This is a genomic window from Sphingobium scionense (assembly GCF_014197035.1).
Taxonomy (GTDB): domain Bacteria; phylum Pseudomonadota; class Alphaproteobacteria; order Sphingomonadales; family Sphingomonadaceae; genus Sphingobium; species Sphingobium scionense.
Window position 1 is genome coordinate 232,255 of the sequence record NZ_JACIEU010000006.1, and the last position, 24,766, is coordinate 257,020.

Sequence of the window (24,766 nt, forward strand, 5' to 3'; positions counted from 1 at the left end):
CTTATAAATGAAACATATGCCATAACTAGACAGCACCTAACTCAATAACCGGTCGTTCCCCAACATATTTTATGCTATTTGTTAATTCGGTGTCGATGAACGATCGTAATAATTCATTGGGTGCCACGTCCTGCAAGCGCAACTTTGGCCTATGGTTGCGAGGCAATTGGAATTTCGGATCGCGAGACATCAGGAAATGGCAGAATGTATCCAAAAGGGGAATTTCCGGGCAGTATGCTTCTACCCAGAAAAAATTCCCCATCGGATTAAGATCTACGAACCACCATTGTCCCTGATCATCCACGATGAAGTCTATAGAACCAAAAACGAGGTTCAACTTTTTGAACATAATTGATACCGCAATGTTGATTGCGTCGGGGATATCGCAGCGCTCCATCCCTAAATCCGTCCAATCCGGCGTTCGTCGGAAATCAACTTCAGTGTCATCCCCGGGCCTATGCACGAACCGCCCGGCGAGCGAATAGCCGCCCATTTTAGTTAGTCGCACTTCATAAGATTTGGGAATGCGAGCTTGATAAATAGCGGGGCAAGCTTCTATTTCCGAAGCTTCGACATCCCGTATCGTTACAATTTCCGTACCAGTTGTTAGTCCGCTTCCGGATGATTGACAATACCAGACAGGAATGAAGAAACCTTTTACGATTGTTTGTCGATCATTATCCGTATTAAGATTGATGAAATCAATAATTTTATCGCGGGAATTACTTATCAATGTCGGTGGAATTTTTAAACCACTGGCTGTTGCGATATCAAGATGGAGAGGCTTCGCACTATGTTCCAGCGCCGATCGGGGATCGTTGATGTGAAAACCGCCCGATAGCTCTGTTTGTAGCCATATCGATTCCACTAGGCTTTTCCAGCTAAGTTCTGCGTACCGACGGTCATCCTCATGAACGGCGTCGCCTAAAACCGGACGCCCCATGCGCCTTAGCCATATAGTGTCAAATTCCGTCAAATTGAGGCTGCCCGCGCTCGATTCATAGATGATCGAATTTCGTCCACAGTTGGAGTCATGCGATATGGATGCGCGTTGCGGAATTTCAGTTAAGAATATTTTATTCATAGGTTGATTTAGAGCTTTTAAGCCAAGTTCTACATAGATTGCGTGCGCATCACCTGGCACACTCACGATGAGTATCGACATAGCTCTAAACCAATTGATGGAGCCCATCAGCCACTAGTGGCTGATGGGCTGAATATTTTAATAGTCGAAACGTGTTTCTGTATCTCCATTCGGACCGATATTGGTCGCTATTGGAGTTTCACTAGGAGCACCGCCAGCAACAATTGCTGCTTCTTCCGGAGTAAGTTCACGGGCCTTCGTGCGGTTGATGGTACGCTTTTTCTGCATAACAATCTCCTTGGTTCAGGCAGGGAAATTAATTGTTGCGGCCGAGCAAGGGGCTGTCAAGGCTGATTTGTGTCAAGTATATATATGATCTTCAAATGCACAGAACCAAAATGGATGGAAACGCTTTAGCAATATTAGCCACTTCCTTGCAGGAATCGAAATTCACTATCTAGTTCGAGGTGGCGAAATGCCGGTTTTCCGAGATTACTCGAGTTGGCATATGGTGCCTTGATTGCTAGTCCTTACTTCACGCATTGGTTTTGCAGAGGTGCATTCTGCGTTGCGGTGTTGTGGGAGGAAGATGGTAGCAATGGGAAATTTCCGAGCGATGGTTGTCCTAACTGGGCGTGGGTTATCCGCGTTGCTTGTCGGCCTTGTCGCCGCTTGCTCGTTTACGAGTTCCTACGCGGCGACCACAGGAGACTTTGAAGGCAACTGGGTCGTGAGAGCGCACTGTCGCGCCCTGATGTCTCTGACGCTCCACAGGGATGGTGGATCAGGTAATTTGGTTGGCGTGTTTCGCCGTCCGGCCAAGATGAGTTTGTCGGTGGGGCCGATCATTAGCAACCCTTCTGGCTCCCCGACCAAGTTGGCTGTAAAATCGAGCCGATTTGAGAATGACAGGCTGTTTGTGGATATTGAAAACCGGCGTGATCCGAAGAAAGTTGATACGTACATTCTGACGAAGCTGGGTCATGATGGATTGCTTATGGAAATTCAGGGCGCGCCGGTTGGACTTTTTCCTTTGATGCGCAGCAACTCGGGAATTGATCTGGCGCAGGATTGGGCCCCGGATATTAGCGTGCGACCCGATACGCCGTTCGCGTCAAATGAGGATTTGAAAAAGATTTTTGATGAGGATCAGGCTTTGCGAACAGGGCAGGACTCTAAAGATTGGAAGCAGATTGCTAAAAGCGACAAAGTTCGCCGCCAGGCGGTGATGAAGTTGCTGCAAGAAGGCGACCTAAAAACCGGTCAAGACTATGAGCGTGCCGCGATTATATATCAGCATGGAGAGACATCCGACGACTTTCTAATGTCTCATTCCTTGGCACTTGCTGCACTGTCGAAGGGCGCCCCGTCTGCGGTCTGGATAGCAACCGCGTCGATGGATCGATACCTCGAGTCTATCGGTCGGCCACAGATTTACGGTACGCAGTCGGTCGTACAAGCCTCCCCCGCACCGGATACAGTCGCACCTTTGCCGCAGGCATTACGAAAGGATCTCGCGCTGCCGGAGTCGCGCCCTTGAAATCTGAATTCGAGAAGGCATTTTCTGAGGCGGAAAGTCGAAGCTTTCCGCCCTTTCTACCCACTGCACAAGAAAGTACACCGTTCAATTCCACCCCCTACGTTACGAATATCGCAGCCATAAAGGCCGGAGCAGCGCTCGCGGATCGCGCGGAGTTGATGGAACGTTTCGTAGAAACGGTGGAAGGCCTGCCAGATATCGCGATTCGACCCGTATTTGCGCTGTTAGGAGGCAGTGCGATTGGCCCTAAAATCGATCCCAACGACCTAGATTGTGTTGTATTTTATGAAGCGATTGAAGGCTTCAATGCGGGTGCAATACCTGATTTTCAGAAGCTCTCACGTCTGAGAAGGATCGATTTACGACTTATTCCTTGGGACACCGACCCTATCCTTGCTGCAAAAGCACTATCCTATTTTAGCACTCTTTATGTAAAAAATCGAAATGAATTAAATATTGTGCGCGGATTAGTGATCGTTGACGTCAGGCAATAAATTAATTTTGTCGCAATATTCGTTCAATTATGCTGGACATAGATATGAAATATGAAATCAACGGCGTCCATCTTCCAAATATTTCCGCTTCTCTGAGACTCAGTTCGTAACCCCCGGTAGCCATATTGGAAAATATCTTTAGTGGAATATAGAAATTATCAGACGCACCGGAATATTGCATCGTCAAGTTGAATAGAATTCGGCCAACTCGACCATTTCCGTCATGGAATGGGTGAGAATTCACAAGAATTGCTTGAGAAATGATCGCCTTTCGTAGACCAATTCCTCCACCCATGCAGTAATTCTTAATATTTATTATTGATGATATTATGTTATCTGCGGATGGATAGAATACCCTATTCCCATATGCATCTGGCGCAGTATTTACATCTGTTTTCCTAAAGTCCCCGTACTTATTATCTGTCAAAGCAAGATTTATCTCTTTTAGTAGTAAGATGAAGTACGTAACATCTTCGCTATCGACAGCAAATTTGAACTTTTTGAGCAGTCCTGTACACACTAGACGCTCCCGTTGCCATAAGTTCTCATGAGGCGTAGAAATTATCTGCTGTTCATTCCAATGGCTCGATAGCGGATGCAGCAATTTCTTACACATCTTCGGATCAGACAAAATGCGTTCGGCTACTCGTTCGGTCGCCCTATCAATCAAGCTCGATGCCTGGAGGGATTGATTGGCAACTGAAAGTTGAGCTTCAACTAACGCTAATTTCGAATGGCTTGGTTCGGTCAGTGGTGTGCGCCGCTTGTTAAAAGTCATATCCTTCATGCCACCCTAGTTGCTCGTAGAGACCTGCTAAGTTCCTGGTAAACAGGAAGCAATCAGTAGTTTAGGACATATACGAACATGGTCCCGACGCCGTGAACCCAAGGCCACCGATATCGGTTGGCCACCCGCATGAAAACTCTCTGCCAGTGCGATGTCATATCGACCCAAGGGACAGATGGCATTTGTGACGGTATATAAATCGTGCATCGGATAAATGTCGATGTAAATTGAGCACCTTGCTGCCACTGCCGGGTGCCCGTAGGGGGGGCACCAGAAAAATCAACGACTTACATCATGTGACGAACTTCGTCCCATATCTGGCCGTAACATCAATCGTTACGCTGGACGCCGACGGCACACCGCATGTGTAGCTGTGTCCTTGGTCGCGACCACCTTTCGATCCAGCCGGGGGCTTTTTATTTTGGAGAGGAGGAGACTCGATTCAGCGAGCTGGGGCAGAACGCAGATACGGAACGACCACCAACTTTCCGGCCTTGATATCAAGGACGAAATCAGTGTTCAGAAGGAAGCCGAACCCAAGCCGCCCATCAGCCTCTTGGTTCGGAGCATCAGGAACGACGCGGACCGCAACATTCTCACGGCGTAGGCGGCCTAAAGTCACGGCAGGAAGAACGCCGCGATCAACCAGAAACGGCTGACCGTCCAGCCCCGCGACTGTGGTCTGCGTAAGCATTTGATTCTTCGGAGCGATACGATCCCAGACACGACGGGAAATGGACATCATCCCATTATCGCCCAAGTCCAGAACAAGATTCAGAGTTTGCGCCCCAATTGTGACGGCAACCGTGGGTCTGTTGCCGATTAAGGGGACCACAGGAAATGCCGGAGGCAGCGTGATCCCACCTCCCGGCCCGAGGCGGAAGCTATTTTTACTTCCCTGAAATATCAGAGCTAGGGAGCGCAGGTAGTCTGCCCCAAAAATAGCGTCGATTCTGCGATTTTCAGCACTGAGAACGTGAGATAGGTCTGCGACGGCGATCGCTCCCGCATTTATATCAACGACGCCAGGAACAGAAAATGCTACGTCCCGAACAACGCGCTTTGGGACAGATCTATGGACGGTGGTAATCACTCCGTCGCGCTGCTCTATCTCCCGACCAAGCCGTTCGACGAAAGAACTGTCGATCACGCTGGGGAATGCGCCATTATCAATCATGACCAAGGCATCCTGCCCCGCCAGCTTCGCGCGGAAAAGTATATGTCCATCAACAATTTCGACGGGCGCGGGAGCCTGGTCCGGCTTGGCAGGGAATTTAATTTCCACTGAGTATGATTGCTGTTCGTCAGTGCCTGGTGGATTGGCGCCTTGCGGAAGGGCGGCGGCAAGTATCAAAGCGATAAGCACGTATCACCCTCCGATTGTTCAGCGCCAGGGTAGCCGTTATGGGCCGATATCCGCAATTTAAAACTATAAGCGCGTGCGATAGCTCCAACGCATGCTGCCCCAACCTTCAACGCCGTGATGCATCCTCAACTCAGATAGCTATCCGTAGCGAATTACAACAAAGGTGGCCCAGTGAAGGCTGGCATCTCAGGCAGGCGCACGCGACATAAACGGATAGCGCAAGACGGCTGACCTTCTTGTCTCACCGCCTGAGACCCCAGCCTCCGCTGGGGTGACGGAGTTAGGTGGGAAGCGGACTGTCCGGAAATCCTCCCCAAGCTTGCTTGGGGAGGGGGACCGCCAAAGGCGGTGGAGGGGCCAGAGAATTGTGCTTTTGCTATTGCCCCTCCGTCAGGCGCTACGCGCCTGACGCCTCCCCAAGACAAGCTTGGGGAGGAATTGGAACCAGCCGCTCTTGGTCGCTTCCAGACCGTCCGAATTTGCCCCAGCGGCGCAGAACCAAAGAATAGCGCCTGATTTACGCCACCGGTGAAATCGCGAAGTCACATCGAAGGGTAAACACCCCCTTCAGCCCATTCCCTCATATTCCGGTAACAGCTTCCCCGTCAGGCTGCCGCCGCGGCGCGCCCGCATTCCTCCCTGCCGGACCCTTGCCATGCGCCGCCCCACCGCCCTTTTTCTCGCTGCCAGCTTCCTCGACAGCGCCTTCGGCCATGGCGCGGACGGCCGCCCGCTGTTCATGCCGTTCGGCCTGATCGGCGGCCAATATGCCATCCCCGACATGGCCACCGCGCAGCGCCTGCGCCGCGGCGTCGCGCGCCTGCTACCGTTCGCCCTGCTGCCGATGCTCTGCCTGCTCGCGCTGTTCCTGCCACCTGTCCGCAACGCCTACGCCCTGCCGCTGCTCGGCGCGATGGCGGCCAGCTTCGCGCTGTTCAGCATCACCTTCTTCCTCTGGGTCCGCCACGCCACGCGCGGCCTGCACCGCGTCGATCGCACGCGACAGGGCATTCCCGCCCTGCTCGATCCCGACGAGGCGCTCGCCCGCCGCCTGCTCGACCGCGTCCGTCCGCCGCGCACCCGTTCGGTCGAAGAGACGCTGGGCGCCCTGGCCGGTTTCGCCTGCCAGATGCTGCTGCGCCATCGCGCCGAGCAGGAAGGCACCGCCGCCCCGTTGATCGAGGTCGCGACCCATGACGGGCGGCTGCGCTATTTCGGCGATGCGCTCAATGGCCTGCTCGCGGAATATCCCGGCTCGCTCTGGGCGGGCGTGGGCGATGGCAAGCCGCAACTGCTGCTCGGCCCGCTCTTCCGCGAGATGACCGATGCCTGTGTCGGCGATGATCCCGACTATGCGCAGATGATCGCCCTGCTCCAGCGCCACTGGAGCGCCACCGCGCTCATCCTGCGTGGCCAGGGCGTCGTGATCGACCGCTGGCCCGATCTCTTCGCCCGCGCCCTCCAGCTTGCGGCGCAGGACAGCGACGACAGCTCGCTCAAGCCCGCCCTGCTCTTCATGCGCGCCGCCATCGCCATGTCGAAAATGGACCCGGCGGAAATATTGGTGCCCGACCAGCCCGCCGGCGATCCGCTCAGGCGCTCGCGGCCGACGTCTCGCACAACGCCTTGAACTGGGCCATCATCTCGTCCCAGCCGGGATGGAAGCCCATTTCCTCATGCCGCGCCTTGGCCTCCGCGTCCCAGTGGCGGGCGGTCGCGGTGAAGCGGGTGCCATCGCCCTCCGCCGTAAATTCCCAGATCGCGGTCATGAACGGGCTCTGCGGTATCCAGCCGGCGGCATAGGCATCGGTCGTCACCACCCGCTGGTTCGGCACCACCTCCAGGAAAATGCCCTCCATCGGCCCGGTTTCCTCGCCATCGGGACCGAACATCTGCACCGCACTGCGGCCACCGGGGCGCATATCCTCCTCGATCACCTCGGCGCGCCAGGGCTTGGGACAGAACCATTCATCCTTCAGGTCCGTCCACACCTTCCAGCAGATCTCGCGCGGCGCCTCGATCAGGCAGGTGACCGACAATTCATGCTCCGCCCCGCTCATGCCGCCTCTCCCAGGAACGCCGCATGCATCGCGGCGCTGTCCAGCTTCTGCATCGTCATCATCGACTGCATCATGCGGGCAATGCCGGCCCGGTCGCCGGTATGATAATTGTCCATGATCTGGCGCGTAACCAGCTGCCAGGAGAGGCCATATTTGTCGGTCACCCAGCCGCACGGGCCGGCCGTGCCGCCATCACCGGTCAGCCGGTCGAAATAGCCATCCAACTCGGCCTGGTCCGCGCACGCCACCGACAGCGATATCGCCTCGTCAAAGCTGAATTGCGGCCCGCCGTTCAGCGCCTGATAGCTTTGCCCGAACAGGCTGAACTCGACCAGCAGCACGCTCCCGCCCGGCAGCGGCGAAGGCGACGGATTGACCTCGGGATAATAGCTCACATGGTCGACCGACCCGCCGAACAGCGAAACATAATAATGCGCAGCTTCCTCGGCCTGGCCGTCGAACCACAGGCAGGGGGAAATCTTGTCCATCACCCCTCTCCCTTGCTGCCGACCAGCGCGAACATCGCGCCCTGCGGATCGGTCGCCTGGATGATCCAGGCGCCGCCCGGCACCTCCATCGGCCCCTGCAGCACGCTGCCGCCACCCGCGCTCACCCGCGCGACCGCCGCGTCAATGTCGCCGACGGTGAAATAGAACAGCCATAGCGGCACCGGCATCATCGGCGGCACCGGCATGATGCCACCGGTCATGCCGTCAAAGTCCGTCGAGCCGGTCTGCGAGACAAGCTGATAGCTGCCCATCTCGCCCATATCCATGGCCTCGCCCTTGGTCCAACCCAGCGCCCCGGTATAGAAGGCCAGATCCTTGTCGAAATCGCCGGCATATAGCTCGTGCCAGCCGACATGGCCCGGCGCCATCGGCGGCGGCGCATCCATCCCCTCGGGGCTCGATCCCTTGAGCAGCATGAACACCGCGCCGCCCGGATCGGCCATCACCGCAAAGCGGCCGACGCCCGGAATATCCTCGGGCGGCCGCTTCACGCTGCCGCCGGCCGCGCTCAGCCGTTCGGCATCCGCATCGACATCGGCCGACCCGACATAGCCGCCCCACCAGGGCGTCATGCCGCAATCCTTCGCCTCGGCCGGGATCGCCATCACCCCGCCCAGCGGCCCGGCGCTGCCGCTGACGACATTATAATCGCCATCGGGGCCGAACGGCTGGGCCGTCCAGCCGACGACATCGCCATAGAAAGCCAGCGCCGCCGCGGGATCGCTGGTCATCAGTTCATACCAGAAGAATTTGCCGCTAAAGTCGGTCATCGTCTTTCTCCGGAATGCGATATTGGGAAAGGTCAGGCGCTTTCGTCGACCAGCACCTCGAACCCGCCATAGATCAGCCGCGCGCCAATGAAGGGCATGTCCTCGCCCTCCTTGGGCTGCATGCGTTCATCCTTCATCACCTTTTCGGCGCCGGCATCGCGGGTCGCCTTGTCGGGCCATTCGATCCAGGAGAAGACGACCTCCTCATCCTCCTGCGCAATCACGGCGGTGCGGAAATCATTGACCTTGCCGGGCTTGATATCGTTGCCCCAGCATTCGACCACGCGCAGCGCGCCATATTCGATGAAGATCGGCGCGGCAAAGGCCGCCAATTCCCGATATCGTTCCCTGTTACCCTTGGGCACCGGGATCACGAACCCGTCCATATAGCTCATCGTCTCTCTCCTTGTGCAAGGTCGTCGACATCAGGCGTCGGCAGTTTCTCCCTGGCTCGCGGCCATCGCGGCGGCGACATCCATCCACATCACTTCCCAGATATGGCCGTCCAGATCGGCAAAGTTGCGGCCATACATGAAGCCATGATCCTGCTTGGGGTTCGGCTCGGTCCCGCCCGCCGCCAGCGCCCTGTCCACCGTCGCGTCCACCGCGTCCCGGCTCGTCTCGCTCAAACACAGCAGAACCTGTGCGGTTTCATGGGCATTGGGGATCTTGCGCGGGGTAAAGCCGGCGAACCGCGCATGGGTCAGCAGCATCGCGTGGATCGTCTCGGAAAAACTGATCATCTGCGCGCTGTCATCGGCAAAATCATTGTTCCGCACGGCGCCGACCGCTTCATAAAAGGCGATCGCGGCGGACAGATCGGTGACGGGCAGGTTGACGAAGATCATCTTCGGCGCGGGTGCATCGGCCATCGTCTCTCTCCTCATGCTTTCATGGCGGCTCGCACCCTGGCTTGAGTCGCCGACTTGAACTTTGTGCGCCCGAAGATTATATTATGCAACAGACAAGTTAGAAAAGATAACCAATGAGTCCCAACCCGCGCAAACGCGCCTATCAGGATGGCTGTGCCACCGCCCATGCGCTCGATCTGATCGGCGATCGCTGGGCGATGCCGATCATGCGGGAATTGCTGCTCGGTCCCAAGCGCTTCACCGACCTGCGCGCCAGCCTGCCCGGAATCAGCGCCAATGTGCTGACCCAGCGGCTGGAGGAACTGGAAGCGGCCAGCATCCTTGTCCGCCGCCGCCTGCCCCCGCCCGCCGCCAGCCAGATTTACGAGCTGACCGAATGGGGCCGCGAGTCGGAAATATTGTTCATGGTGCTGGGCCGCTGGGCCTGCCGATCGCCCACGATGCAGCCGGGCATGCCGATGAGCCAGGTGTCGGTGGTGATGTCGATGCGCACGATGATCGACCGGGCCGCGATCGGCGATCTGGATGCGGCCATCGGCTTCCGCTTCGGCGAGGAGGCATTTCGCGCCACGCTCCATGATGGCGATTTCACCATCGGCCGGGGCGAAGCAGCCGGGGCGGATGTGATCTTTACCGGCGACCAGAATGCGCTCGCTGCCATCGTCTATGGTGGCCAGTCCTTCGCCGCGATGGCGCCGGCCCTGCAGGTGGAGGGCGACCGGGCACTGGCGGAACAGTTCGTCCGCCTCTTCCCCCTGCCGCCCAAAGCGCCCTCGACGGTCAGCCCGGCGACGCCAGCTTCATCATGACAAGGCCCGACAGGATCAGCGCCGCCGCCGCCAGCCGCGCCGGGCTGATCGCCTCACCCAAAAAGGCGACACCGACGGCAAAGGCGCCCAGCGCGCCAATCCCGGTCCAGATCATATAGGCGGTGCCCAGCGGCAGGCTGCGCATCGCCATCGACAACAGGCCGAAACTGGCGATCATCGCGATGAGGGTGATGAGGCTCGGCACCAGCCGGGTAAAGCCATGCGACTGCTTCATCGCAAAGGCCCAGACGATTTCCAGCAATCCGGCAAAAAACAGGGCAATCCAGGCCATGATGGCGCTCCTTCAAGAGGGGCGCCGGGCCGTCCCGGACTTGAAACCCGCATCGCGGGGGGAGGACGTGGCCTCGCTTGACGAAGCCCAGATAGTCCTCCCCCATGCAGGAGGCAAGCTTTGCGGGCGTCAATGCGCCCCGTTCAGCATCCCGAACACCTGGTCGAACTCGCCGCGCCTGGTCGCCTCGCTCAGGAACTTGACCCGCTCGACATGGATTTCGGCCGGGGTCGGCTCCTGCCGCAACAGGCCCATCGTCTCGCTGATGAAATCGGCGAGCGGCATCATCTGCGGATTGTCGGCATGGCCGGGCATCAGGTCGGTCTGCACGCCCGGCGGGACGATCTCCACCACATCGACGCTGGTGCCCTTGAGCTGCTCGCGCATCGCCAGCGACCAGCCATGGATCGCCGCCTTGGTCGCGCTGTAAGTCGGCGTCGCCGCCAGCGGGACGAAGGCCAGGCCCGACGACACGGTCAGGATCGTCGCGCTCGGCTGGGCCAGCAGGTGCGGCAGCAGTGCATGGGTCAGGCGGATAGGTCCGAGCAGATTGGTGGCGACCGTCGCCTCGGCGATGGCGAGGTCGATCTGATCCTCCGCCACCATGATCCCGGCATTGAGCAGCACCGCGTCGAGCGCCGGGAAATCGGCGACCAGCTTTTCCGCGAAGGCCGGGATCGCCGCCGGATTTTCCATGTCGATCACCATCGACGCCATGCCGGGGTGGGCTGCGACGACCTCATCGAGCGCCGCCTGCCGCCGTCCGGCGATGATGACCTGGTTGCCCGCTGCGTGGAATTCATGGGCCAGCGCCGCGCCGATGCCGGAACCGCCGCCGGTGATGAGGATGGTATTGCCGGAATTTTTCATGAGGAAAGCTCCTTTGACCGAAGCATCGCGCGTAAAAGTGGGAACCGGTTTTACGCTGAGCGATGCGTTACAAAAAACTGGAGCATGCTCCAGTTGCTTGCCGATCAATTTAATCCCACACTCTCTTTTGGAAAGAAGGCACCAAAAAGTGCCATAGGCACCCAAAGGTAAGAAATGGCAAATCCTCTGGAATCCCGCTTCGCCACCGCCGAAATAGCGGCGGCCGAGCAGTATCTCGACCATGATCCGCCGACCGAACTCGATCCGCGGGTGGAGCGACTCGTCAATGAACTGATCGGCCGGGTCGCCGACAAATGGACGATGCTGATCCTGGAATTGCTGGAGGAGCGCGGCACGCTGCGCTTTACCGAGGTCGGCCGCGCGGTCGAGGGGATCAGCCAGAAGATGCTGACCCAGACGCTGCGCCAGATGGAGCGCGACGGTCTGCTCACCCGCACCGTCCATCCGGTCGTGCCGCCGCGCGTCGACTATGCCCTCACCCCGCTCGGCAACAGCCTCAGCGCCGCCTTCTGCGGCGTATGGGTCTGGGCCGAACGCAATCTCGCCACGGTCGAGGATGCCCGCGCCCGCTTCGACGCGCGCGACGCCTGACCGGCGATCAGGTTTCGGGCGGCGCGGGAACCGGCTGCAACGGCAATCTGGGCGCCTGCACCTGCGGCTGGGTCGGCACCACCGGCGGCGGCGCGCTCGGCGTTGCCGGAACAGACGGGGCCGGAGCAGACTGGGCCGGAGCAGCAGGCGCGGGCACGGAAGCCGGCGCATCGGGCAGGATCATGTCCGACGGCCGCTGCATCGGCGTGGCCGGCACCTGCCCCATCGGCGCGGGCGCGGTCGGCGCCGGCGGTTCATGGTCGTTCAGATCATCGCCGCCGACCGGGCCGACCAGCTTCACCGTCGCGCCGAAGCGCTTGCGCCACTCCTCCAGCCGCCGCAGATAATCCTCATATTCCGCCCAGAAATCGCGGAAGGGCTGCTCCAGCTCATCCAGCGCCTTGGGCGCATAGGCGGCCAGCGCCTCGGGCGTCAGCCCGTTGATGATCGTCATCGTCGCCACAGCCTTCTGGCAAAAGGCCTTCTGGGCCGGCGGCAGGGCGAAGAAATTATAGACCAGCGTATTGAGCACCTCGCGCATGCGGATCGCGCTGCTGCCGTAACGCTGCTGATAGCTGGCCTCCAGCGTGTCGTTCGCCCGCTTCAGCGACGCGCCATGCACGCTCAGCATCTGGTTATACAATATGCGCGTCTGGCCATTGGTCTCGGTACAGGCCAGTGCCGCAACGTTCAGCCCCATGCGCACATGCCACAGCGCCTGGTCGCCCTGGGAATCGCGATTGGGGGTAATGAACTTCCCGGCCTCGTCCTTGTCCGGCGGCACCATGTCGGGCGCGGAATAGCGTGGCGGGGTCGGCATGACCGTCGGCACCACTGCCGGCGGCGGCGTGGGCGGCACCTGCTTCACCGGCGTCGCACAGGCCGCAAGCGCCATCAGGGCGAGCAGCGACAGGCGGGAAGACAGGGAACGTGGCAGAAACATCAACTACTCCGACGACCTGGCCCGGCAAACATGCCGGGCATTTCCACCGGAGGAAATATGCTTAATGCGCGGCCGGCAACGACCCCGCCCCTGGTTCACGACTGAACACCCGCCCGGCTGCTGTTAAAAGCCCGCTATCCCAATTGGTTGCAACGCAGCAAGCCGGCGACGGCGAAAAAGGGCGGAAAAGCCGATTTTTCTCAGTCGGCCCGCGCCAGCAGGCGGGGCAGCGTCCCCTTCGGTGCGATGACCCCATCATCGGCGATCAGGTCCGCCCGGCTCAGCCGCACCTCCAGCACCACCGGCGCCATCGCCAGCGCCCGCCCCGAACGCCAGGCCGCCAGATTGCTCTGATAGCGGGCATAGGCATCATAGAAATCGGTGAACGGCTTTTCCAGCGCTGCCAGCCCAGCCGGCGCATAGGCCAGCAACTGGTCCGCCGGCAGGCTGTTGACGGTCGCGCCCACGCGCACCGCCTCTGCGCAGAAGGCCGCCTGAACCGGCGGGAGCGCGAAGAAATTATAGACCACGGTATTCAGCCGCTCGCGCTGCGGGATCGCCGCCCCGCCGAACTGCGCCTTATATTCCCCCTCGACCTGCGCATTGGCCCGCGTCAGCGCGGCCCTGTGCCGAGCCAGTAACTGGTTATATTGCAGCCGCGCCGCGTCGCCGCTCCCCTGGCAGGACAGGGCCGCCACATTCAGCGCCATGCGCATATGCCACAGCGTCGCCGGCCCGCTCAGGTCGCGGTTGGGCGTCACGCGCTGACCATCGACCCCGATCGACGGTATCTGCATATTGGCCGTCGCCCCCAGCGGCGGCAGCGGCTGCGGCACGGGCTGTGCCTGCACGGGCACTGGCGGCGGCGCAACCGCCACCTCCTTCTGCCCCGCGCAGCCCGACAGCAGCGCAATCCCGGTGAGCGGGCACAATAGCAGGCGACGGATCGAGGCACGCATGGACGGTCTCCGGCAAATCTGATGCCGCAAACCATGCCCGATATTGGTTAAAAGCCGATAAAGCCTGTTTTTCAGGCGCAGGGATCAGGCCGCGCGACGCTCCAGCGCCGTGGCGGCCTGCACCATCAGTTCGGCGATGATGTCGGCGACGGGCTCTTCCTTGGTCACCATGCCGACCGACTGGCCCGCCATCAGCGACCCGCCCTCGACATCGCCGTCGATCACCGCACGGCGCAGCGCACCGGCCCAGAAATGCTCGATCTGCAACTGCGCTTCCATCATGTCGACCGCGCCCTGATCCAGCAGGTTGGCGACCTCGCGCTGCTTGGCGGTGAAATTCTCCATGCCCGCATTCTTGAGCGAGCGCACCGGGATCACCGGCAGGCGCGGGTCGATCTGCACGCTGGCAATGGCATCGCGCGCCGACGCGCGGAAGAAGGCCTTCTTGAACGCGGGATGGGCGATGCTCTCGCTCGCACAGGCAAAGCGCGTACCCAGTTGCACGCCGGCCGCGCCCATTTCCAGATAGGCGGCGATCGCCTCGCCCCGGCCGATGCCGCCGGCGACGAACACCGGAACCTGCTCCGCCATTTCGGGCAGGATTTCCTGCGCCAGCACGCTGGTCGCGACCGGGCCGATATGGCCGCCTGCCTCCATGCCCTCGACCACCAGCGCGTCGACGCCCGATCGCACCAGCTTCTTCGCCAGCGCCAGCGCGGGCGCGAAACAGATCAGCTTGGCGCCATTAGCCTTGATCGCCTCGATGCTGCCCTTGGGCGGCAGGCCACCGGCCAGCACCACATGGCTCACGTCATGCCTGGCGCACACCGCGATCAGGTCGAACAGCTGCGGATGCATGGTGATCAGGTTCACGCCGAACGGCTTGGCAGTCAGCGCCTTGGTCGCCGCAATCTCCGCGTCCAGCAATTCGGGCGTCATCGCGCCACAGGCGATCACGCCGAAACCGCCGGCGTTCGAGATCGCCGATACCAGGTGCCGCTCGCTGACCCAGCTCATCGCCCCGCACAGGATCGCCGTCTCGCAGCCGAGAAATTCGGTGCCGCGGGCCATCAGGGAAGCGAGTTTGGCAGTGGTCATAAGTTCAGCCTTCAAGAATCAAAAAGCATCCCCGAACGCGATGTCCGGGGATGGTAAAGAGAGTCACCTGACTTTCTGCAATCCGCCTTTGCGGGGATAACACCGAAAGTAAAGAGCAACTCGGCTTGATCGATATTTGGCTCAGGCCGAGCCGAAAATGGTGCCTTTCGAGAACCTCGGGCCGAGTCACGTGCCTCGGCCCGACGCAGCGTGCTTAAAGCACGTGAGCACCGGAAGCGGAGAAAGTTGAAACGAGGCACGTGACTCGTTTCAACATTTGCAGGCCGGCCTCAGCCAAATAGCGATCAAGCCGCCGGGGCGTCGAGGCCATAGGCGGTATGCAGCACGCGCACCGCCAGTTCGGTCTCGTCCTCGTCGATCAGCACCGAAACCTTGATCTCGCTGGTGGAAATCGCCTCGATGTTGATGCCGCGTTCGGCCAGCGTCTTGAACATGGTGGCGGCGACGCCGGCATGGCTGCGCATGCCCACGCCCACGACGCTGATCTTGGCGACTTCGGTGTCGGTGATGATCCGGCGGAAGCCGATCGCGTCCTTGTTCGCTTCCAGTATGTCGACGCTGCGGGCGAGGTCCGCGCGCGGGACGGTGAAGGTGACGTCGGTCTCCTCATTGTCCTTGCTGTCATTCTGGATGATCATGTCGACGTTGATCGCCGCATCGGCCAGCGGGGTGAAGATGCTGGCCACCGCGCCCGGCTTGTCGGGCACGCGGGTGACGATGATCTTCGCCTCATTCTTGTCATGGGCGATGCCGGTGATGAGCTGACGTTCCATCTTGCTTTCCTTGAGCTTGGCTTCCAGTTCCTCGTCGCTCACGATCAGCGTGCCGGGGAGGTCGTCCTGGGTGGGATCATCGAAGGAAGAGAGCACCTGCACGACCACGCCTTCCTTCATGGCGAGGCCGACCGAGCGAGTCTGCAGCACCTTGGCGCCGACCGAGGCCAGCTCCAGCATTTCCTCATAGGTGACGAGGTCCAGCTTGCGGGCGCGCGCCACGATGCGCGGGTCGGTGGTGTAGACGCCGTCGACGTCGGTATAGATGTCGCAGCGATCGGCCTTGACCGCCGCGGCCACCGCGACCGCCGACGTGTCCGAACCGCCACGGCCCAGCGTCGACACCCGGCCATCGTCCATCATGCCCTGGAAACCGGGGATGACGGCGACCTGCCCGGACTGCATCGCCGCAACCAGCGCGTCGGTCTCGATCGTGCTGATGCGCGCCTTGGCATGGGCCTCGATCGTGCGGATCGGCAATTGCCAGCCCAGCCAGCTGCGCGCGTCCACGCCGATCGCCTTCAGCGTCATCGCCAGCAGGCCGCTGGTGACCTGCTCGCCCGCCGCCACGACGACATCATATTCGGCCGGGTCGTAAAGGGCCGATGCTTCCTTGCAGAAGCCGACCAGGCGATCGGTCTCGCCCGCCATGGCCGACACCACGACCGCCACTTCATGGCCCTGGTCCACGACATGTTTGACGCGTGCCGCCACGTTGCGAATTCGCTCCATCCCCGCCATGGAGGTGCCGCCGAATTTCATCACGATGCGCGCCATTTGCTTGTCGAACCTATTCCTGTTTGTGAAACAAAATGTCCCAAAGGGCCAAAACGGCGCTCCTATTAGCAGCCGCGGCGGATATGGCAAGCAATCCTGCCTCACCGCCCGCCGCAGCAGCGGTCCATTTCCCGCACCATGCCCCGCCTTCAAAGACATAGCTATGGCAGCATGGCACATTGGCCTTCCCGCCGCCCGCTGCTAGAACGGCCGCACGGGTGCTTCCCCACCCAGCAAGACCCAAGGTGCATGATGACTGAGACGACCGCGACGATCGACCCGAAGGAAGCTGCCCATTTCGGCACCATGGCCGCCGACTGGTGGGATCCCAAGGGGTCGAGCGCGATGCTGCACAAGCTGAACCCGGTCCGCCTCGCCTATATCCGCGCCGCGATCGACCGGCACTGGGACAGCGACGATCATGGCTTCCGCCCGCTCAGCGGCAAGCGCGCGCTCGATGTCGGCTGCGGTGCCGGCCTGCTGGCCGAACCGCTCGCCCGCCTCGGCGCCAGCGTCACCGGCCTCGACGCCGCGCCGGAAAATATCGCCGTCGCTGTCGCCCATGCGCAGGGCCAGGGCCTTTCCATCGACTATCGTGCCACCCCGGTCGAGCAGGTCGGCGACAGCGGCTATGACCTCGTCACCTCGATGGAAGTGATCGAACATGTCGCCGATCCCGCCGCCTTCGTCCGCGCCCTCGCGGCCAGGCTCGCGCCCGATGGCCTGATGATCCTGTCCACCCCCAACCGCACGCCGATGTCGCGCCTCGCCATGATCACCATCGGCGAAAGCATCGGCGGCATTCCCAAGGGCACGCATGACTGGGCCAAGTTCATCACCCCCGATGAACTGACCGCCCTGCTCGAAGACGCGGGCCTCGAAGTCACCGACAGCAGCGGTCTCGCCTTCGATCCGGCGCGCGGCTTCACCCTGTCGGCCAACAAAGCGATCAACTATCTGCTGACGGCGCGGCACAAGGACTGAAACGGGACGGGCTTTCGCAACGATCAGGCACCCCACTGCCATCAGGAGATTGGGACATGACCGACGCTCCCGACAGGATCGACGCCTATATCGCCGCCCAGGCCGATTTCGCCCGCCCCATCCTCACCCATATTCGGGCGCTGATGCACGCTGCGTCGCCGGACATGGGCGAAGCGGTCAAATGGGGCATGCCCTTCTTCACTTACAAGGACCAGAATCTCGCCAACATGGCCGCTTTCAAGGGCCATGCCGCCTTCGGCTTCTGGCATGACAAGGTTGGCAGGGACGATGCCAGTGACGACGCCATGGGCCAGTTCGGCCGCATCACCACCCGCGCCGACCTCCCCTCCGACGAAGAGATCGCCACGCTGATCGCGCAGGCCATCGCCCTGATCGACGCCGGCGACCGCCCGCGCACCGGCCCCAAGTCGCCAAAGCTGCCTCTGCCCGTCCATCCGACCTTTGCGGCCGCCCTCGCCGCCAGCCCGGCCGCTACCGCCGTCTGGGCCGCCTTTCCGCCCGGCAAGATCCGCGACTATTGCGAGTGGGTCAATGAGGCCAGGACCGACGCCACCCGCGACAAGCGCATCGCCCAGGCCGTCGACTGGATCGCTCAGGGCAAGGGCCGCAACTGGAAATATGAGAAGAAATGACCGCCAACCGCTTCCATCCCCGCGCGCAGCGAAGCAATGATCCTGTCCGACCTCGTCCGCTGAGGACCAGAAGCGGCCATCGTCACCCCGGCCTTGAGCCGGGGTCCCGCTTCTTTATCTGTTGCATAGAAAAGCGGGATGCCGGGTCAAGCCCGGCATGACGGATGTGGGTACAGCGGCTAACGACCAATTTTGGTCATTCCTTCGCAATCCGCCATCGCTGCATTGCAGACATCTATCGGATGTCGTTTAAGGCGGGCATGGTATTTGGGTTCTTCTTGAAAAAGGGTAATGGGCCGGAAGCACCTCGCCCATCAATCCCAACCGTCAAATTCGATGCCTCACACGTCACTATGACGATCCGTGCCGATCTGTGGGAGCGCGTCCAAGAATTTGAGGATTTGCCTGTCGGAGAAGTGCAGAGTGTGTTCGAGGCTGCGGTTATGGCAGCACAGCGAGGACGCGACGCGGCACATCTTTTTAATGCGCTAACGAACCTTGGCGTTTCAAAGAGCCGGGCCAGCTATATATCGCGCTATCTGCTCAATCGTTCGACCGCACTTATGAATGTGCAGCGTATGCGGGACAGTGGAATCACAGAAGGCAAATGGGGATATTCAGGCTCCCCGTGTTGGTCGGCCAATCCTCCCAGTCCTGAGGAACGTAAAATTGACGCGGCTCACAGCGCGGCTAACCGGCAGACATTCCTGCTTACTAAGGGGATGCTCATCAACGGTGAGTGGACTTTCCCAGGATTAGCACCTGCTTGCAAGTGCGTGACCATCGCCGTCGTGCCCGGATTTGACTAGCTGCTTGTCGTTCGACTGATGTCAACTAATCGATCTTCTCATCCGAGAGCTACCTTCCGCTTCCCACCCTTCCTCGTCATTCCCGCGAAAGCGGGAATCCATCTCCCAAGGCCTAATCCAATGGAATGTCAGGGCAGCGCCTCCAGCCTCCGCGCGGATGATGGACCAAGAAGCACAAGCCCGCCACAGACGCCCGATATGAACCAACGCGCCCATTTTCCCGGATCGCCTAATCAAGCCCGTCCATGATGCCCTGCAACACCGCTGCCGACGCCAGCAGCGCCGCCCGTTCCTCCGCATCCAGGTCCGGCACCAGCACCCGGCTCACCCCCTGCGCCCCGATCACGCAGGGCAGGCTCAAATAGACGCCCGCCACGCCGCATTCGCCATGGGCCAGCGTCGACACCGGCAGCACCACCTGCTCGTCGCGCCGCACCGCCTCGCACAACCGCACGATCGCCGTCGCCACGCCATAGCTTGTATGGCCCTTGCCATAGTTGATCGCATAGCCCGCCCGCATCGTCTCATGCGCCAGTTCCGCCCGGTCCAGAACCGCGCCGCCGCGAAACTGGTCCAGCGTCACCCCGCCGATCCGCACGCCCGAAAAGACCGCCACCTCGCTGTCGCCATGTTCGCCCAGCACCTGCCCCTCGACCGACACCGGCGCCACGCCCAGCCGGTCGGCCAGCCGCCGGCGAAAGCGCGCACTGTCGAGCAGCGTCCCGGTGCCGATCACCTGCCCCACCGGCAGGTCCGACGCGCGCTGCGCCACCTGCGCCATCGCGTCGACCGGGTTGGACGCGACGATCATCACCCCGCCAAAGCCCGCTTCCACCACCCGCCGCGCACAGTCCGCCACGATCGCGGCGCTGCGCCCGGCAACCGACAGCCGGCTTTCCTCGCCATGGGTGGTCGCGCCCGCCGTGATGACCACGATCGCCGCGTCGCCCGCATCCCGATAGTCGCCGCGCAGGACATGGGCCGGCCGCGCCAGCGCATTGGCGTCGGCGATGTCCAGCGCCTCGGCCTGCGCGCGCAGCCCGTCCGCATCGATCAGCATGATCTGCGTGAACAGCCCGCGCAGCATCATCGCATAGGCGGCCGTGGCACCGACATGACCGGTCCCGATGATCGCAACCTTGTCGAACCGCACCGCCATGCCTTTGTCGCCTCCTGCTATTGCCCGACCGCCTCCGCCCGCGCCACCAGCGCCCGCGCCTCCTCGACATGCATCGCCTCGATCATCCGTCCCTCGAAGCGTTCGGCCCCGCCGGTCGCCGCCTCGATCAGCCGGCGCGCGTCCGCCACGGCCTGCGCGTCCGGGCCGAACGCCTGGTTCGCCACCGGCACCTGCCCCGGATGGATCAGCGTCTTGCCGTCAAAGCCGAAGCCATGGCCCTCGGCGCATTCCGCCTCCAGCCCCGCCTCGTCGTCCAGCCGGTTGAACACGCCGTCGAACACCGCGATCCCCGCCGCCCGCGCCGCCAGCACCACGCTCTGCAGCACATGGGCCAGCCCCGCCCGCCCGGCCGAGGGCGGAATGGCCAGATCCTTGCGCAGATCATTGGTGCCCACGAACAAAGCGGCACAGCCCTCGCCCGCCGCGATTCCCGGCGCCGCCAGCACGCCCTTCGCGCTCTCGATCATCGCGATCACCGGCTTCTGCGCGACGGAATAGACGTCCTTCACCTGCTTGGCATTCTCGACCTTGGGCAGCACCACATAGTCGACCGCGGTGCGCTTCAGCGCCACCATCTCGGGGCCATGCGACGGCATCCCCTCGACATTGATCCGCACCGCCATCAGCCGCCCGCCAAAGCCCTCGCCCACGGCCTCGACCGCCGCGTCCAGCGCCGCCGCCTTGTCCGCGTCGGGCACCGCATCCTCCAGGTCCAGGATCACCATGTCGCACGCCAGCGTGCGCGCCTTGGCCACCGCGCGCGGATTGGACGCGGGCAGGAACAGCAGGGATCGGGCGTGGCGCAACTGCATCTCATGTCTCTCCATCACTTTGCCTTTTCCCGTTAACGAAGAACCGCCATAGTGCTCCCCTTCTCTGGGGAGGACATATGGTGACGACCTTCGCACTCACGGTCACATTTCTGGTGCTCTTCTACCTGGCGGTCAGCGTCAAGGTGGTGCGGCAGGGCTATCAATATACCATCGAGCGTTTCGGCCGCTTTACCGAGGTGGCGAAGCCCGGCCTCAATTTCTACCCCGCCTTCTTCTACGCCGTCGGCCGCAAGATCAACATGATGGAGCAGGTCGTCGACATTCCGGGGCAGGAAATCATCACCAAGGACAATGCCATGGTGTCGGTCGACGGCGTGGTCTTCTTCCAGGTGCTCGACGCCGCCAAGGCCGCCTATGAAGTGTCCGAACTCTATGTCGCCATCATGCAGCTCGCCACCACCAATCTGCGCACCGTGATGGGCTCGATGGACCTCGACGAGACCCTGTCGAAGCGCGACGAGATCAACGCCCGCCTCCTTTCCGTGGTCGATCATGCCACCAACGCCTGGGGCATCAAGATCACCCGCGTGGAACTCAAGGACATCCGCCCGCCCGCCGACATCGTCAACGCCATGGGCCGGCAGATGAAGGCGGAGCGCGAGAAGCGCGCCAACATCCTGGAGGCCGAGGGCCTCAAGAGCAGCGAAATCCTGCGCGCCGAGGGCCAGAAACAGTCGCAGATCCTCGAAGCCGAAGGCCGCCGCGAAGCCGCCTTCCGCGATGCCGAGGCCCGCGAGCGCGAGGCCGAAGCCGAAGCCAAGGCGACCCAGATGGTGTCGGACGCGATCGCGGCCGGCAATCCGCAGGCGCTCAATTACTTCATCGCCCAGAAATATACCGACGCGGTCAGCCAGTTCGCCACCTCGCCCAATGCCAAGACCATCCTCTTCCCGGTCGAGGCGACCCAGCTCATCGGTACGCTCGGCGGCATCGGCCAGCTCGCCAAGGAAGCGCTGGGCGACACCCCCACCCCACCAGCGCCACCCGCCGCGCCACGCCGGGGACCGTTCGGCCAGACCCAGGGCTGACGGGGGGTGACCATGGCGCCCCTGCGCAACCGGTCCAATTTGAGCGGCCCAGTCCTCCACCTTCCGTTCGCTTCGAGCCAAGTCGAGAAGCCGGCAGCGCTACGCATCCTCCTGGAACCGTTTGCCCTGAGCTTGTCGAAGGGCTCAGCCGAACAAAGTGAGGCCTTCGCTCCGCTCAGGCGAGGGCTTCGACAAGCTCAGCCCGAACGGATTGTGTTTGGCCCCACCCATCCCCGTCATTCCCGTCATTCCCGTCATTCCCGTCATTCCCGCGAAAGCGGGAATCCATCTCCCCACCTTGGTTCAAGCCCGAAATCGCATGAGATGGATCCCCGCCTCCGCGGGGATGACACAAAAACACCCCACCCCACCAACCACAGGACCACCCCATGAACGACTGGCTCACCCTGCTCCAGGATCATTGGGCCTGGCTGGTCTTCGCCGCGCTGCTGGCGATTGCGGAGGTGCTGATCCCCGGCGTCTTCCTGATCTGGATCGCGATCGCCGCCGCCATCACCGGCCTCGCCGCGCTGGCGCTGCCGATCACCATTCCGCTCCAGCTGCTGATCTTCGCCGCGCTCTCGGTCGCCTCAGTCTGGGCCGGGCGGCGCTGGTATGTGGACAATCCGGTGCCCTCGACCGACCCCAATCTCAACGACCGCACCGCCCGCCTGATCGGCGAACTGGTGACAGTCGTAGAGCCGATCCGCGGCGGCGAAGGCCGGGTCAAGGTCGGCGACAGCGTCTGGACCGCCCGCGGCCCGGACAGCGAAGCGGGCGCGCGGGTCCGCGTGACGGGCGCAGAAGGCACGGTGCTGTGGGTGGAGGGCACCTGACCCCACGCCAGCCCCACCGAACCGCCGTCATCCCGACTCCTTCGACAGGCTCAGGACAGGCTTGATCCGGGATCCATTCGGCACGCGCCCCCGATCGTAGCGCCACGCGCGCACCACAACGAACGGAGCGACCGCTCCCTCAGGCCAGATGCCGCCCCGTATCCTGTCGCCCATGCAGGATACGGACAATGGCCAGATGATCGCCCCCGTCGCGATAATAGATCATGTGCGATCCCGCTGGCGCCTTGCGATAGCCGGGCCGCACATCGACCGGCAGCCCCGGCCGCCGCCCATCCGCCAATGCCAGACAGACATCGCGTATCGCATCGATATAGAGATCGGCCTGATCCACGCCCCAGGTCGCCGCGCTATAATCCCAGATGTCGGACAGATCGGCCTGCGCCGCCGGCGTAAAAAGCAGCCACTTCACCGCCCCGCTCGCCTCAGCAGCCGCGCTTGGCCGCCTTGAACGCCTCGAAATCGAACGGCGTCGCTGCGCCCGACTCCTCTCCGGCAATCAGCGCCGCCTGCAACGCCTGCACCTGCGCCTCACGCTCTTCCAGCAGACGCAGCCCCGCCCGCACGACATCGCTCGCCGATCCATAGCGACCGGTCTGCACCTGATCGCTGATGAAGCGGGTAAAATGATCGCCGATCGTCACCGATGTGTTGCGCGCCATCGCCGCACCTTCCTGTCGCAGAGCGAGGCGAGAATATACCAAAAAATATTACAGTTCAACGCAACTGCCAACTTCTGATTGCGAAACCGGAATCTAATCCACCGATAAAGTACGAAAAAAATCCTTGAGTATCAGGGTTGCGCACCATCTCGCAGGCGCTATGAACAATCATTCCGGATGGAGAACAAATGTGGCAACCATTATTAGCCTGTTTAACCACAAAGGCGGCGTAAGCAAAACGACAACCGCATTTAATCTTGGTTGGATGATCGCACGCCAAGGCAAGAATGTACTGCTTGTAGATTGTGACCCGCAATGCAATTTGACCGGCATGGTTCTTGGACTGGAAGATTTGGCGACAGCGGATTCAATCCAAGGTACCAAAAACGGCAGACCGCTAAATATCCGAGAGGGACTTGCTCCCGCGTTTGAGTCGCGTCCTTCGCTTATCCAACCAGTCGATTGCCCCCAAGTACCCGGCAACGATCGACTTTGGCTGATGCCTGGACACATCGGCCTAGCCGAATACGAAGTCACCCTAGGCATCGCCCAAGAACTGTCAGGGTCGCTCGTAACGCTAAGAAACCTGCCGGGCTCCCTCCGATATCTCATAGATACAACAGCCGATGCCTACGGAATCGACATTGTTATTGTCGACATGAGCCCAAGCCTCGGCGCCGTTAATCAAAACCTTCTTACAATTAGTGATCTATTTCTGGTACCTATGCATCCAGATTACTTCTCGACGATGGCAATAAAATCACTGACAAGCGTTCTTCCAAAATGGAAGGCATGGGCGGAGTCAGCATCCCAGATCGATACGTTGCGCGACGCGGAATATCCATTCCCTCACAGCAATCCGCGCTTTCTTGGATACGTCGTCCAGAAATACCGTCCCCGTGCCGGCGCGCCGTCTAAAGCATTTCAAAGCTGGATTGACCAATTGGAGTCTGCTGTCGCTGAAATATTTATTCCTGCGCTCGAAAAATGCGGCTTAATGCTTGATTCTGATGCTTACGCAGCGGGCGAATACGACCGAGGCTGTGTAAAAACGCCTTTGTATGATAGGGTTTTCTGGCGTCTCGGGAGACTTGGTCATGGGCCGTTTCGTCGAAGGGGAAGATCGC

At 61.1% G+C, this 24,766-nt stretch carries 30 protein-coding genes; 11 read left to right on the forward strand and 19 right to left on the reverse strand.

Features of this window, described 5'->3' with window-relative positions:
- Nucleotides 1–25: 25 nt before the first annotated feature.
- Nucleotides 26–1,192, reverse strand: a complete 1,167-nt coding sequence (locus GGQ90_RS09180) for an ATP-grasp domain-containing protein (protein ID WP_223178172.1) — start codon at nt 1,190–1,192, stop codon at nt 26–28.
- Between the two features lie 30 nt (nt 1,193–1,222).
- Complete coding sequence (locus GGQ90_RS09185) at nt 1,223–1,372, reverse strand: hypothetical protein (RefSeq protein ID WP_188081861.1); 150 nt, start codon at nt 1,370–1,372, stop codon at nt 1,223–1,225.
- A 466-nt stretch (nt 1,373–1,838) separates the two neighbouring features.
- Between GGQ90_RS09185 and GGQ90_RS09190 the strand changes: the two genes are divergently transcribed.
- Together GGQ90_RS09190 and GGQ90_RS09195 are read left to right on the forward strand one after the other, a co-directional pair.
- Entirely contained in the window at nt 1,839–2,624 is a 786-nt protein-coding gene (locus GGQ90_RS09190; protein WP_188081862.1) for a hypothetical protein, read from the forward strand.
- A complete protein-coding gene (locus tag GGQ90_RS09195) occupies nt 2,621–3,118 on the forward strand; it encodes a DUF6932 family protein (protein ID WP_188081863.1) in 498 nt (165 codons plus the stop codon). The genes GGQ90_RS09190 and GGQ90_RS09195 overlap by 4 nt, the downstream gene beginning before the upstream one ends.
- Nucleotide 3,119: 1 nt before the next feature.
- Here GGQ90_RS09195 and GGQ90_RS09200 read toward each other — a convergent pair whose 3' ends face one another.
- Nucleotides 3,120–3,905, reverse strand: a complete 786-nt coding sequence (locus tag GGQ90_RS09200) for a Fic family protein (protein WP_188081864.1) — start codon at nt 3,903–3,905, stop codon at nt 3,120–3,122.
- 442 nt (nt 3,906–4,347) lie between these two features.
- A complete protein-coding gene (locus GGQ90_RS09205) occupies nt 4,348–5,271 on the reverse strand; it encodes an aspartyl protease family protein (RefSeq protein ID WP_188081865.1) in 924 nt (307 codons plus the stop codon).
- A gap of 655 nt (nt 5,272–5,926) precedes the next feature.
- Here GGQ90_RS09205 and GGQ90_RS09210 point away from each other — a divergent pair.
- Nucleotides 5,927–6,901 (forward strand): hypothetical protein, encoded by a 975-nt coding sequence (locus tag GGQ90_RS09210; RefSeq protein WP_188081866.1) that lies wholly within the window; start codon nt 5,927–5,929, stop codon nt 6,899–6,901.
- Here GGQ90_RS09210 and GGQ90_RS09215 read toward each other — a convergent pair.
- The 5 genes from GGQ90_RS09215 to GGQ90_RS09235 are packed head-to-tail and all read right to left on the reverse strand — an operon-like array spanning nt 6,864 to nt 9,482.
- Nucleotides 6,864–7,331, reverse strand: coding sequence for an SRPBCC domain-containing protein (locus tag GGQ90_RS09215; protein ID WP_188081867.1), 468 nt, complete (start codon nt 7,329–7,331; stop codon nt 6,864–6,866). The genes GGQ90_RS09210 and GGQ90_RS09215 overlap by 38 nt on opposite strands.
- Nucleotides 7,328–7,819: a VOC family protein gene (locus tag GGQ90_RS09220; RefSeq protein ID WP_188081868.1), complete on the reverse strand. Its 492-nt coding sequence runs from the start codon at nt 7,817–7,819 to the stop codon at nt 7,328–7,330. The genes GGQ90_RS09215 and GGQ90_RS09220 overlap by 4 nt, the downstream gene beginning before the upstream one ends.
- Complete coding sequence (locus GGQ90_RS09225; RefSeq protein ID WP_188081869.1) at nt 7,819–8,610, reverse strand: VOC family protein; 792 nt, start codon at nt 8,608–8,610, stop codon at nt 7,819–7,821. Before GGQ90_RS09225 ends, GGQ90_RS09220 begins: the two co-directional genes overlap by 1 nt.
- A 32-nt stretch (nt 8,611–8,642) precedes the next feature.
- Nucleotides 8,643–9,005, reverse strand: coding sequence for a DUF1428 domain-containing protein (locus tag GGQ90_RS09230; protein ID WP_188081870.1), 363 nt, complete (start codon nt 9,003–9,005; stop codon nt 8,643–8,645).
- A 30-nt stretch (nt 9,006–9,035) separates the two neighbouring features.
- On the reverse strand, nt 9,036–9,482 hold the full coding sequence (locus GGQ90_RS09235; RefSeq protein ID WP_188081871.1) for a VOC family protein: 447 nt from the start codon (nt 9,480–9,482) through the stop codon (nt 9,036–9,038).
- Nucleotides 9,483–9,595: 113 nt separating this feature from the next.
- Between GGQ90_RS09235 and GGQ90_RS09240 the strand changes: the two genes are divergently transcribed.
- On the forward strand, nt 9,596–10,291 hold the full coding sequence (locus tag GGQ90_RS09240) for a winged helix-turn-helix transcriptional regulator (RefSeq protein ID WP_188081872.1): 696 nt from the start codon (nt 9,596–9,598) through the stop codon (nt 10,289–10,291).
- Here GGQ90_RS09240 and GGQ90_RS09245 read toward each other — a convergent pair.
- Nucleotides 10,263–10,583 carry a DMT family transporter gene (locus tag GGQ90_RS09245; protein WP_188081873.1) on the reverse strand — a complete coding sequence of 107 codons (321 nt, stop codon included), beginning with the start codon at nt 10,581–10,583 and terminating at the stop codon, nt 10,263–10,265. The two genes, GGQ90_RS09240 and GGQ90_RS09245, sit on opposite strands and share 29 nt — an antisense overlap.
- A gap of 129 nt (nt 10,584–10,712) precedes the next feature.
- Nucleotides 10,713–11,453, reverse strand: coding sequence for an SDR family oxidoreductase (locus tag GGQ90_RS09250; RefSeq protein ID WP_188081874.1), 741 nt, complete (start codon nt 11,451–11,453; stop codon nt 10,713–10,715).
- A gap of 174 nt (nt 11,454–11,627) precedes the next feature.
- On the opposite strand from GGQ90_RS09250, the gene GGQ90_RS09255 reads away from it, so the two are divergent.
- A complete protein-coding gene (locus GGQ90_RS09255; protein WP_097384233.1) occupies nt 11,628–12,065 on the forward strand; it encodes a winged helix-turn-helix transcriptional regulator in 438 nt (145 codons plus the stop codon).
- Between the two features lie 7 nt (nt 12,066–12,072).
- Here the strand turns inward: GGQ90_RS09255 and GGQ90_RS09260 are convergent, their stop codons facing one another.
- The 4 genes from GGQ90_RS09260 to GGQ90_RS09275 all read right to left on the reverse strand — a co-directional run bounded on the left by GGQ90_RS09260 (nt 12,073) and on the right by GGQ90_RS09275 (nt 16,636).
- On the reverse strand, nt 12,073–13,008 hold the full coding sequence (locus GGQ90_RS09260; RefSeq protein WP_188081875.1) for a hypothetical protein: 936 nt from the start codon (nt 13,006–13,008) through the stop codon (nt 12,073–12,075).
- A 200-nt stretch (nt 13,009–13,208) separates the two neighbouring features.
- Nucleotides 13,209–13,967 (reverse strand): hypothetical protein, encoded by a 759-nt coding sequence (locus GGQ90_RS09265; RefSeq protein ID WP_188081876.1) that lies wholly within the window; start codon nt 13,965–13,967, stop codon nt 13,209–13,211.
- 84 nt (nt 13,968–14,051) lie between these two features.
- Nucleotides 14,052–15,065 carry an NAD(P)H-dependent flavin oxidoreductase gene (locus tag GGQ90_RS09270; protein ID WP_188081877.1) on the reverse strand — a complete coding sequence of 338 codons (1,014 nt, stop codon included), beginning with the start codon at nt 15,063–15,065 and terminating at the stop codon, nt 14,052–14,054.
- A 305-nt stretch (nt 15,066–15,370) separates the two neighbouring features.
- Nucleotides 15,371–16,636: an aspartate kinase gene (locus GGQ90_RS09275; protein WP_188081878.1), complete on the reverse strand. Its 1,266-nt coding sequence runs from the start codon at nt 16,634–16,636 to the stop codon at nt 15,371–15,373.
- A gap of 249 nt (nt 16,637–16,885) precedes the next feature.
- Between GGQ90_RS09275 and ubiG the strand changes: the two genes are divergently transcribed.
- The 3 genes from ubiG to GGQ90_RS09290 all read left to right on the forward strand — a co-directional run bounded on the left by ubiG (nt 16,886) and on the right by GGQ90_RS09290 (nt 19,082).
- Nucleotides 16,886–17,620, forward strand: coding sequence for a bifunctional 2-polyprenyl-6-hydroxyphenol methylase/3-demethylubiquinol 3-O-methyltransferase UbiG (gene ubiG / locus GGQ90_RS09280; RefSeq protein WP_188081879.1), 735 nt, complete (start codon nt 16,886–16,888; stop codon nt 17,618–17,620).
- Nucleotides 17,621–17,676: 56 nt separating this feature from the next.
- Entirely contained in the window at nt 17,677–18,273 is a 597-nt protein-coding gene (locus GGQ90_RS09285; RefSeq protein WP_188081880.1) for a YdeI/OmpD-associated family protein, read from the forward strand.
- A gap of 260 nt (nt 18,274–18,533) precedes the next feature.
- Nucleotides 18,534–19,082, forward strand: coding sequence for a hypothetical protein (locus tag GGQ90_RS09290; RefSeq protein ID WP_223178173.1), 549 nt, complete (start codon nt 18,534–18,536; stop codon nt 19,080–19,082).
- A 229-nt stretch (nt 19,083–19,311) separates the two neighbouring features.
- Here the strand turns inward: GGQ90_RS09290 and GGQ90_RS09295 are convergent, their stop codons facing one another.
- Nucleotides 19,312–20,241: a lactate/malate family dehydrogenase gene (locus GGQ90_RS09295; RefSeq protein ID WP_188081882.1), complete on the reverse strand. Its 930-nt coding sequence runs from the start codon at nt 20,239–20,241 to the stop codon at nt 19,312–19,314.
- Nucleotides 20,242–20,258: 17 nt separating this feature from the next.
- Nucleotides 20,259–21,074, reverse strand: a complete 816-nt coding sequence (locus GGQ90_RS09300) for an HpcH/HpaI aldolase/citrate lyase family protein (RefSeq protein ID WP_125987540.1) — start codon at nt 21,072–21,074, stop codon at nt 20,259–20,261.
- Between the two features lie 77 nt (nt 21,075–21,151).
- Here GGQ90_RS09300 and GGQ90_RS09305 point away from each other — a divergent pair, with 77 nt between their 5' ends.
- On the forward strand, nt 21,152–22,123 hold the full coding sequence (locus GGQ90_RS09305) for an SPFH domain-containing protein (protein WP_188081883.1): 972 nt from the start codon (nt 21,152–21,154) through the stop codon (nt 22,121–22,123).
- 389 nt (nt 22,124–22,512) lie between these two features.
- On the forward strand, nt 22,513–22,959 hold the full coding sequence (locus tag GGQ90_RS09310) for an NfeD family protein (protein ID WP_188081884.1): 447 nt from the start codon (nt 22,513–22,515) through the stop codon (nt 22,957–22,959).
- Nucleotides 22,960–23,098: 139 nt separating this feature from the next.
- On the opposite strand, the gene GGQ90_RS09315 is transcribed toward GGQ90_RS09310, so the two are convergent.
- Nucleotides 23,099–23,389, reverse strand: coding sequence for a type II toxin-antitoxin system RelE/ParE family toxin (locus tag GGQ90_RS09315; protein WP_188081885.1), 291 nt, complete (start codon nt 23,387–23,389; stop codon nt 23,099–23,101).
- A 13-nt stretch (nt 23,390–23,402) separates the two neighbouring features.
- Entirely contained in the window at nt 23,403–23,639 is a 237-nt protein-coding gene (locus tag GGQ90_RS09320) for a type II toxin-antitoxin system ParD family antitoxin (RefSeq protein WP_188081886.1), read from the reverse strand.
- Nucleotides 23,640–23,799: 160 nt separating this feature from the next.
- On the opposite strand from GGQ90_RS09320, the gene GGQ90_RS09325 reads away from it, so the two are divergent.
- Nucleotides 23,800–24,766: ParA family protein (locus GGQ90_RS09325; protein ID WP_223178174.1), on the forward strand; the 967-nt coding region annotated here is incomplete at its 3' end.